The organism is Nonomuraea sp. NPDC003707, assembly GCF_053587055.1.
This window is the reverse complement of sequence record NZ_JBSFNK010000097.1, coordinates 1-9,909: the sequence shown is the minus strand read 5'-3', so window position 1 is coordinate 9,909 and position 9,909 is coordinate 1. Positions and strand designations below refer to the sequence as shown.

The 9,909-nt window shown below is 71.6% G+C and carries 8 protein-coding genes; 5 read left to right on the top strand and 3 right to left on the bottom strand.

Going from position 1 to position 9,909, the window contains the following annotated elements:
- Positions 1–103: 103 nt before the first annotated feature.
- Positions 104–2,986, top strand: a complete 2,883-nt coding sequence (locus ACWDRB_RS67250; protein ID WP_449912713.1) for a BTAD domain-containing putative transcriptional regulator — start codon at positions 104–106, stop codon at positions 2,984–2,986.
- Positions 2,987–3,099: 113 nt separating this feature from the next.
- Positions 3,100–3,651: a hypothetical protein gene (locus ACWDRB_RS67245; protein WP_449912712.1), complete on the top strand. Its 552-nt coding sequence runs from the start codon at positions 3,100–3,102 to the stop codon at positions 3,649–3,651.
- A gap of 61 nt (positions 3,652–3,712) precedes the next feature.
- Here ACWDRB_RS67245 and ACWDRB_RS67240 read toward each other — a convergent pair whose 3' ends face one another.
- Positions 3,713–4,495, bottom strand: coding sequence for an ArsR/SmtB family transcription factor (locus ACWDRB_RS67240; protein ID WP_449912711.1), 783 nt, complete (start codon positions 4,493–4,495; stop codon positions 3,713–3,715).
- A gap of 352 nt (positions 4,496–4,847) precedes the next feature.
- Here ACWDRB_RS67240 and ACWDRB_RS67235 point away from each other — a divergent pair, with 352 nt between their 5' ends.
- The gene (locus ACWDRB_RS67235) at positions 4,848–5,306 is read left to right on the top strand and encodes an STAS domain-containing protein (RefSeq protein WP_355210299.1); all 459 of its coding nucleotides are present in this window, start codon (positions 4,848–4,850) and stop codon (positions 5,304–5,306) included.
- 390 nt (positions 5,307–5,696) lie between these two features.
- On the opposite strand, the gene ACWDRB_RS67230 is transcribed toward ACWDRB_RS67235, so the two are convergent.
- Positions 5,697–6,677 (bottom strand): hypothetical protein, encoded by a 981-nt coding sequence (locus tag ACWDRB_RS67230; protein ID WP_350742551.1) that lies wholly within the window; start codon positions 6,675–6,677, stop codon positions 5,697–5,699.
- Positions 6,678–7,335: 658 nt separating this feature from the next.
- Between ACWDRB_RS67230 and ACWDRB_RS67225 the strand changes: the two genes are divergently transcribed.
- Both ACWDRB_RS67225 and ACWDRB_RS67220 read left to right on the top strand, forming a co-directional pair.
- A complete protein-coding gene (locus tag ACWDRB_RS67225; protein WP_449912708.1) occupies positions 7,336–7,974 on the top strand; it encodes an HNH endonuclease family protein in 639 nt (212 codons plus the stop codon).
- 526 nt (positions 7,975–8,500) lie between these two features.
- Complete coding sequence (locus ACWDRB_RS67220; RefSeq protein ID WP_449912706.1) at positions 8,501–9,214, top strand: TetR/AcrR family transcriptional regulator; 714 nt, start codon at positions 8,501–8,503, stop codon at positions 9,212–9,214.
- On the opposite strand, the gene ACWDRB_RS67215 is transcribed toward ACWDRB_RS67220, so the two are convergent.
- A complete protein-coding gene (locus ACWDRB_RS67215) occupies positions 9,168–9,716 on the bottom strand; it encodes a hypothetical protein (RefSeq protein ID WP_449912704.1) in 549 nt (182 codons plus the stop codon). The genes ACWDRB_RS67220 and ACWDRB_RS67215 overlap by 47 nt on opposite strands.
- Between the last annotated feature and the right edge of the window lie 193 nt (positions 9,717–9,909).

The window sequence follows — 9,909 nt, the reverse complement described above, 5'->3', positions numbered from 1 at the left end:
CCGCGATCTGGCACAACCACGCAACCAACGCCCCGATCACCCGGTCACTGACCGCCTACGACCACTGACCGGAGATCGGACTTACTCGTCTAGGATGAGTCCCGTGGGGGTCGAGTTCGGGATCCTGGGCGAGGTCAGCGCGTGGGCGGACGGCCGGCCGATCAACCTCGGGCCCGCGCGGCAACGCTGCGTGCTGGCGGCCCTCCTCGTCGACGCCAACCATCCCGTCTCCCTCGACCAGCTGACCGACCGCGTCTGGGGCGACGCCCCGCCGCAACGGGCCGCGGGCACGCTGCACAGCTACCTGTCCCGCCTGCGTTCCATCCTGTCTCCCTCCGACGGCATCCACCGCAGCGCCGCCGGCTACCTCCTGCGGGTGCGGGAGGAGGCGGTGGACCTCCACCGCTTCCGCGCGCTGCTGGCCCGGGCGCGGGCGAGCGACGATCGGGAGGCCGCCCGGCTGTACGGGGTCGCGCTCGGCCTGTGGCGCGGGGAGCCGTTCGCCGACCTGGACACCCCGTGGCTGGCGGCCCTGCGCCACACGCTCCAGACCGAACGCCTGTCCGCCCGGCTCGACCACCACGACGTCTGGCTCCGGCTGGGCCGGCACGCCGAGCTGCTGCCCGAGCTGGCCGTACTGGCCGATCGCCACCCGCTCGACGAGCGCCTCGTCGGGCAGCTCATCCTCGCCCTCTACCGCAACGGCCGCCAAGCCGAGGCGCTCGACCGCTACGAGCGGACCCGCCGCCGGCTGGCCGACGAGCTGGGCGCCGACCCCGGCCCCGACCTGCGGCGGCTGCACCTGCGGATGCTCACCGCCGAGACCACGCTCACCCCGCGCCCCGTTCCGGTGCCCCGTCAGCTCCCCCCGCCGCCGCCGTCGTTCGCGGGGCGCTCGCGCGAGCTGGCCACCCTCGACCGGATCATGGCCGCGTCCGGGAACACGGTGGTGATCTCCGCCATCGGCGGCACGGGCGGCGTCGGCAAGACCTGGCTCGCCCTGCACTGGGCGCACGGCAACCTGCCCCGCTTCCCCGACGGCCAGCTGTACGTGAACCTGCGCGGCTTCGACCCCTCCGACGCGCCCATGCCGCCCGAGACGGCGGTGCGCGGCTTCCTCGACGCCCTGGGCGTGGACGCCGCCGCGGTGCCCGTCGGCCTGGAGGCGCAGGCCGCGCTCTACCGCAGCCTGGTGGCGGGCAAGCGGATGCTGATCGTGCTCGACAATGCCCGCGACACCGACCAGGTGACCCCGCTGCTGCCCGGCAGCCCGTCCTGCGCGGTGCTGGTCACCAGCCGCCGTCAGCTGCCCGGCCTCATCACCGGCCACGGCGCCCGGCCCATCCCGCTCGACGCCTTCGACCCGGAGGAGGCCCGCCAGGCGATCACCGGCCTGCTGGGCGAGGAGCGGGTGCGGGCCGAGCCGGACGCGGTGGCCGACCTGCTCGACCGCTGCGGCGGGCTGCCGCTGGCGCTGGGCATCGTCGCGGCCCGCGCCCGCATGCATCCCGGCTTCCCGCTGGCCGTACTCGCCGGGCAGCTCCGCGAGGACTCCTCCCGGCTCGACCTCCTGGACGCCGGCGAGCAGACGGCCAGCCTCCGCGCAGTCTTCTCCTGGTCCTACCGGGCGCTCACGCCGCCGGCCGCGCGCCTGTTCAGGCTGCTGGGGAGCGCGTTCGGCCCGGATCTCGGCGGCGCGGCGGCGGCCAGCCTGGCCGGGCTCACGGGCGGCGAGGTGCGGGCGCTGCTCGGGGAGCTCGTACGGGCGCACCTCGTCACCGAGAACGTCGCCGACCGGTTCACCACGCACGACCTCCTACGCGCCTACGCCGCCGAACAGGACCTCCCCACCACCCCTGCCTCCCGCGCCACCCCTTCCTCCCCCGCCGACCTCCGCGACCACGACGCCGCCGACCCCGCCACCCACGCCGGCCCTCGCGCCCGGGCCAACCCTGCCGCCCCCGCCGACTACGCTGCCCTCGACGGCCCCAGCTCCTCCTCCGATCAGCGGCGGGCCGCGACGTGCCGCCTGCTCGACCACTACCTGCACACGGCCCACGCCGCGGCCCTGATCATCAACCGCAGCCGGCAGCCGCTGACCCTGGACGAGCCTCAGCCGGGGACGTCCCCGGAGAACCCGGCGGACCACGACCAGGCGATGGAGTGGTTCGCCACCGAGCACCCCACGCTCATGGCCGCCGTCCGGCACGCTGCCGACACCGGCCTCGGCACCCGCGCGTGGCAGATCGGCTGGACGCTCAGCGACTACCTGGACCGCCAGGGGCGCTGGCTCGACCTGCTCGCCGCCCACAGCGCCGCGCTCGCCGTCGCCCGGCGGCAGGCGGACCGGTTCGGCGAGGCCCAGTCCCATGCCGGGGCGAGCCGCGCCCTCATCCGGCTCGGCCGGCTCGACGACGCGCGGGCCTACCTGGAGCGGGCGATCGCCCTGTTCACCGAGCTGGGCGACCGTGACGGCCGGACCCGTGCGCATCTGGGCCTCGGCTTCATCCACCAGAAGCAGGACCGGCCCCGCGCCGCCCTCGAACAGTTCCATCAGGCCCTCGCGCTCCACCGCGAGGCTGGCAACGAGGCGGGCGCGGCCTTGTTCCTCAACTCGATCGGCTACCAGCTCGTCCTGCTCGGCGAGTACGAGGAGGCCATCCCGTACTGCCAGGAGGCCCTGGACCTGCACGCGAAGCTGGATTACCGGCACGGCCAGGCCAGCGCGGGTGACAGCCTCGCCTACGCCTACCACCACCTCGGCCGCTTCGCCGAGGCCGCCGAGCTCTACCGGCGTTCCATCGGCCTGTTCCAGGAGGTCGGTGACCGCTGGCACGAGGCCGACACCACGGTCCACCTCGGCGAGATGTACGACGCCGCCGGCGACCGCGCCGCCGCCCTCGACACGTTCCGCCGCGCGCTGGAGCTGCTGGAGCAGCTCAACCACCCGGACGCCGACCGCCTGCGCGCACGGCTGGCCGAGTAACCCTTAGACGTTACTCGAAATGGAAAAGGCGGTTACACAGCGCACTGTTAGCTTGGCCGGGCATTGCCATCCATACGGAGGGAAACAGCTTCATGGCTATATCGTTCGGCCGCATGACCCGCCCCGTCGGCCTCGGGCTCGCCGTGGCGCTCGGCGCCACGCTGTCCTTCGGGATCGCCACGCAGGCGGCCGCCACGACGGCGTCGTCGGCGCAGAGCGTCGCCGAGCAGCGGGTGAAGGTCTACGAGCTGGTGACGAAGGACGGCGGCTTCTTCTACACCAGCAACGAGGCGGAGAAGGAGAGCGCGATCACCAAGCACGGCTGGTCGCTGACCCAGACCCCGATGTACTACATCTCGCGTGCTCCCTTCGCCGGCGGCAAGCCGCTCTTCCGGCTGCGCTGGGAGAGCAAGGCCTCCTACATCGTCACCGGCTCCGTCACGGAGCGGGAGTCGCTCGTGAACTCGGGCAAGTTCCGCTACGAGGGCATCCTCGGGTACGCGCCCGCCGCGGCCTCCGCCGGTGAGACGGTGAAGATCTTCCGCCTGTCGAACAACAACAAGTGGCGCCTCGCCATCGAATCGCACACCCAGAAGATCCTGGCCAACGAGCCGGGCTGGACGCTCGACGGCCCGCTGTTCAACCAGTTCACCAAGGCCGGCTGAGCAGCAGTTCGCTGAACGGGGGCGCGCCGGATCACGAGCGCCCCCGTTCCCCTTGGGGGATTCAGCGGAGGCACAGCTCCAGGAGCGCCCCCGCCCGGGGCGTGCGGTCGATCCACACCTCGCGGCCCCGGCGCTCACGGGCGATGAGGCGCGCCGCGACCAGCCGGTCACAGTGGAACGTCAGGCTGCTGGGCGGGATGTTCATGCCGCCGGCCAGCGTGGTCATGGTCATGGGCCGGTCGAGCGTGCGCAGCAGCTCCGCCCGTACGGGTCCCACGAGCTCGGAGAGGTCGTCGCAGTCCGTACGCCACAGCCTCCCGGCCGCGGGAACCGGATACGCGATCCACACGGTCTCCGGGTCGTCCAGCCCGACGATCAGCGCGTCCTTGCCCGCCAGCATCGGCACGAGCACCAGCGACCGGTCCCCCAGCTCGTGGACACCGGCCGCGACCCCCTCGATGACCAGGCCGTTCTCGTCGCGGACGAGCCGCCCGGCGAGCGAGCCGAGCAGCGCGTCCGCCCCGCCGCGCACGCTCGCGACGCCCACCCGCGCGACCTCCCTGTCGAGGAGCGGGCGCGCCCTGCTCCACAGCGGCTCGGCGACGGCCCACACGTCGGCGAGCGCGCCCGCGTACCCGCGCAGCCAGCGGTCTGGCCGGTCGGCGGCGGCCCGCCAGTGCGCGGGCAGCGGCCCGAACGCCTGCTCCAGGTCCTTGAGCAGGAGGTCGGGCGGCATGTCATGCAAGCGATCGATCTGCTCCTGGACGGAGACGTCACCGACGGGGACACACGGCACGACGCTGTCCGGCACCACCGCATGGCCGGGTGCGCCCAGCGGCCGCACCGCCTCCTTCGACCGCCAGCCGGACCGTGCCTGAACCGCCCTTCGCCACGATTGAGGCAGACCGCGATAACGGCCCGCGAGCGCATCCGTGATCATGGCGAGCACGGTCAAACTCGGGGAGAGCGACACCGAAATTCGCGGCGTCGCGGATATTCGTATTTCCGTCCGTTCCCGCGCGCTGAATATGTCCGACCGCCAATCACTCGTCCCGTACGTTCCACTGTGCCGGGCCGGTCTTGCACGGATCGTGTGGGTTCCATGAATCCCCTGCTCACCTCGGGCATGCCGGGCGCGAGGCCCCGGCCGGAAAGAAGTAAGTGCTGATGTCTAGGCGAAAGGCGGGCGCCCGGATATGGTGCGATACGGGCAAGCCATAACAGTGCATCGTCTCCGGACTCCGATCGGTGGGCACCGCATGCCGGATCTGACGTTCGCCATTCAGAGATTGCCGGGCGTGAGCGTGATCTCGGTGGCCGGTGAGGTCGACGTCGCGACGGCCGGCCAGCTCGATCGTCATATCCGCGGCAGCAGGCGGCAGCCCGGCGAGCACGTGGTGATCGACCTCAGCGAGGCGCAGTTCCTGGGCAGCGCGGGCCTGCGCGTCCTGCTCAACACCCACGCCTTCGCCCGCCAGCACGGCGGCAGCCTGCACCTGGCCGCCCCCGATCCGAAGCTGGCCCGGATCATGGAACTCACGTGGGCGCACACCGTCCTGCACGTGCACACCACGGTGGAAGAGGCCGTCCTCGCCGCCCTGGGCGGCACCACCCACGAATCACTCGGCCCCGTCGACGCCGGCGACCCTTGTTGAGCTGCGCGCTTCTCTCATCGGAGGGAGCCGCTCACCGGGCGTCGCCCCGCACGGCGGTCTGAGGGAGCCCACTCACCGAGCCTCGACCTCGAACCCACAGCCCCCCGGCCACCGCGCCGCTCCGAACCCACAACCGCCGGTCGCCGCGCCGTCGGTCAACTGACCGCGCAGGCGGGGCAGCGACGTTCCAGAGCGACGCACCAGTGGACCCACGGCTCACGGCTCACGGCTCACGGCCGGCATCAGCCCATCCGGTCCGGAGGGCGTCCGCATGGAAGCGCACGTGTCAGGTGCGGCTCGTACCAACCGGGCGGACCCTGACCGGTGTGCGCAACCAAGCGCGCGGGCCGCGAGCACGCCCACCGCGCCGTCGTCGGCCCTCCCGCGCGGTCAGTTGACCGACGGCGCGGCGACCGGCACCCGCCCCTCGTACGGGTCGATGCGGTTGAGCGCACCCCTGGCGATGTCCGCCACATCGGAGTCCTCGAACTCCTCGGTCAGCGGAATGCCCAGGCGCTCGAACAGCTGACGCGTCTCGTCCACGGTCGGCCGGGCGCTCAGCTGCGGCGCCTTCGCCACGTCCAGCAGTTTGGTCTGGTCGAGGCTGTTGTGCAGCTCGATGGACCACGGGTTGTAATGCGGGCTGTTCTGCGGAATGGCGAGGCCGGGAAACTCGGGACCGCGCTGGGTGATCACCAGATTGTGCTTGGTGAGGTCACAGCGGAACAGCGAGATCGTCCGGGACAGCCCGATCCGCAACTCCAGCACCTGGCTGTTGTGCTGCCGATACCAGCAGGCGGCCAGGATCGTCGAATAGACGTCCTTGCGCGTGCCCAGAGACGTCCACCCTTTCTCCTCCGCGCCGTCGTCGGCGAGGCTGAGGTGCAGCTGGGTGTACTCCGCGCACAGAGGTTCGTCCGTCGGATCGATTAATTCCAGCAGGAAACGCAGTTTGCTGCGCTTCCTCTTGGCCCGCTCAACGCATTCGGGCAGCGTCACCGCCCGGATAAACGTGCCCGTGCCCCCTTTGAACAGCCACATATCGCTGCCCGCCCGCGCCTCCTCAAGAAGCCGGGTGATGGCCGCCCCGTTGAGCGACTTGACCGAATCGCCGCTGGCCAGCAATCGCCACATTCCGTCGGTCGTACGCGCGACAGTATCAAGCTGGTCGGCCACCCGGGCCTGCCTGTTCCTGTCCCTGATCCAGACGAACGCGAGCAGGGCCAGCACCGGCAGAATCAGCTGGTCCGATTGTCCGTCTTTGAGTACATCGAGCAGATCGAGCACACTGACGGCAGCGGCGACGAGCAGCACGATGCCGAGATCCACGTTGGAGACTGCGGCACGGAGCCGCGCCTTGACGTTCGCCATGTCTGTCGTTTAGCGGTCCGAACGCTCCCCGTCAAGCCTTGATCACACTACGGGTACGCCTACGGCGACCTGGGGCTTCCGATTACGCCCGCGCCATTCTCCACCACCACCCGAATCGTCGGCTCGGCAACCCCGGATGGGCGAAACTCATCGACACAAGGTTTCCCCCGTGCGGCAACCCACCCTGAATCCCGGCCGAGCGAATTACCGGAATATTCGCCCAGCCGGAGCCCGTTTCGACGGCCACTTTCCGGCCTTCGACGACGTGTCAACCAGAACAGCGGCAACGTGGCGCGCAGCCACCGGCCCCCCGGTCGAGGCGGCGGGGGCGCGAGCCGATCCGTCCGGATCCCGACTCCGCGCCCCGTCGCGCACGGCCTTCGACAGAGGTCTGGCGTACTCGCAACGAGAGGACGCCGACGGTCGCGGTTCCAGGTACGCAATGACAGGGCGATGAACGCCGCTCCAACATTGACAGGCGGACTTGTGGCTGCATGACCGTTCATGTCAGTAGTCGCCCGACGCCTCCATGCGAGCTCGGCAAACCTGGCCATATATGGACTAATGCGGACAATGACACGGTCGAGGTGCCCGCCCTCCTCGCCCCTGACCGGCACCTGTGGCCGGCCGAGGACGGCGGCAGAAGGGCCCACCCCTCATGCACCGCGACCGCGTGCTACCCGCCGCCCTGACCATTGCCTGCGCCGCCACTCTCACCCTCACCGCCACCGCCCAATCCGCCGCCGCGATCCCCCCGAACATCCCCTCCGCCGGCACCGCCGCCGCCCGCCTCGCCGAGCTCACGGTGGCGGCCGAATCTCACAGCAGCACGTACGACCGCGACCTGTTCCCGCACTGGATCACGATCAGCGGCTCCTGCAACACCCGCGAGGAAGTGCTCAAGCGCGACGGCACCAACGTCGTGACCAACTCCTCCTGCGCCGCCACCTCCGGCTCCTGGTACAGCCCGTACGACGGCGCGACCTGGACCGCCGCCTCCGACGTGGACATCGACCACATGGTCCCGCTCGCCGAAGCCTGGGCCTCGGGCGCCTGGGCATGGACCACCTCCCGCCGCCAGCAGTTCGCCAACGACCTGGGCGGGCCCCAGCTGTGGGCCGTCACGGACAACGTCAACCAGTCCAAGTCGGACCAGGACCCGGCGGAGTGGCAGCCGCCCCGCACCGCCGAACGCTGCCGGTACGCCCGCGCCTGGATCCAGGTGAAGTGGTACTGGGGGCTGAGCACCGACAGCACGGAGAAGGCGGCACTGGGCAGCATGCTCACCTCCTGCTGACCTCCCATCCCCATTGCCCCGCGCGCCCACCTCACGGACCTCTCGTGACCGCCCTTGCGACTGGCACGCGGGAGGTCCGTCGGCGACGACCGGGTGGCGATGGGCTCGCATGACTCGGGGCAAATGGCTTGGGATGCAACGAGCCGCGAGCCAGCGACCCGGGCAGCGGGCAGGCGCTCGGGGGGACGGGCGCTCGGGTGGACGGGCGCTCGGGCGGGGCGGTGGCGCGGGAGTGGGATGGGCGGGCGCGGAGTAGGCGGGCGCGAGATGGGCGGCTGTCGGGGTGGGCACTGCGGGCGTGGGCACCGTGCGGCCGATGGTCGCGCGGGCGGCTGACCGCGCGAGCGGGTGACCGCGCGAGCCGATGACCGTGCAGGCCGGTGACCGTGCAGGCCGGTGACCGTGCAGGCCGGTGAGCGTGCAGGCCGGTGAGCGCGCAGGCCGGTGAGCGCGCAGGCCGGTGAGCGCGCAGGCCGGTGAGCGCGCAGGCCGGTGAGCGCGCAGGCGGGGCGGTAGGTTGGGGGGCATGCCGCGTGACACCCTGACCCGGGACCAGATCGTCCGGGCCGCCGTCTCGGTGCTGGACGCCGAGGGTGTGGACGGGCTGAACATGCGGCGTCTGGGCACCCAGCTAGGCGCGGCGGCCACGGCCATGTACTGGCACGTCAAGAGCAAGGACGAGCTGGTCGTGCTGGCCGCCGACCACGTGTGGGACGAGATCGAGCTCCCCGACCCCGACGAGGTCGGCTGGCGGGCGGCCGCGGCGGCGCTGGCCGCCGGTGCGCACGGCATGCTGGGCCGGCACTTCTGGATGCTCCCGGCCATGAGCACCCACCTCCTCCACGGCCCCAACAAGGCCCGCTACGACGACCGCTGCCTGGCCGTCTACGAGGCCGCCGGGTTCAGCGGGCCGGACGTGGACCAGGCGGCGGCGACCATGCTCATGTTCGTCATCGGCGCCGCGCAGGGTGAGGCGGCCGAGCTGGCGTGGCGGGCCCGGCTCCGCCGGGCGGGGGCGGACGAGGAGCAGCAGCTGCGCGCCACCGTCGCGCGCATCAGCGAGATCGCCGAGCAGTTCCCCCGGCTGCGGGCCCGGGCCACGCCGTCGGTGGAGGCCGCCCGTTCCCTGCCGGACGAGGACTCGTTCGAGTTCGGGCTGCGTACGATCCTCGACGGGCTGGACGCGCGGCTGGCTAATGGAAGTACGCGCTCGCGGCCGGAGTCGCCAGCAGGACGATGACGGCCGCCGAACCCGCGGCCGTCAGCACGAACCGGAGCACGATCAGCGGTCGCAGGATCGCGGGGAACGCCTCCTGCGCCGCGCGCACCACCGCTCTCCCGTCGAGCTCCCGCACGCCCGGCTCCTCGGACTTCTTGAAGGCCGCCTCGACGTAGCGGGCCGCGAAGACCTGGGTGCCGGTGACGAACGCGCCCGCCGTCATGAGGAGCGCGGCGGCGATCCACGACAGGACCCGGCCCACCCCGCTGCCCGCGAGGCCGAGTGAGGCCAGCGTCGCCAGGGCAGCGCAGATGGCGAGGGGGAACAGCAGCTCCACGACGCTCTCGGCGAACTTGACCCCGTGCCGGGCGAGCACCCCCGCAGGTAGGCCCTGCCGGGTCACGACCGCCTCGGCCGCGCGCTGAGCCCGCTCCCCGTGCGTGTGGACGAGGACGGGCAGGACGAGGAACAGCAGCGCGAGCGCGTACTGCAGCGTGGACGCGATGACGACGGAAACCGGCATGGGACCCTCCCGGGACAACGACTTGCACAATGTTCAAGTCCGACGATAGGAAGGACTTGAACATTGTGCAAGTCACGAGAGAGTCAGCGGTAGGCGGCGGCCTGGAGGGTGTAGAGGTCGGCGTAGAGGCCGTTGAGGGACATCAGGGTGTGGTGGTCGCCCTGTTCGGTGATCTTGCCGTGGTCGAGGACGT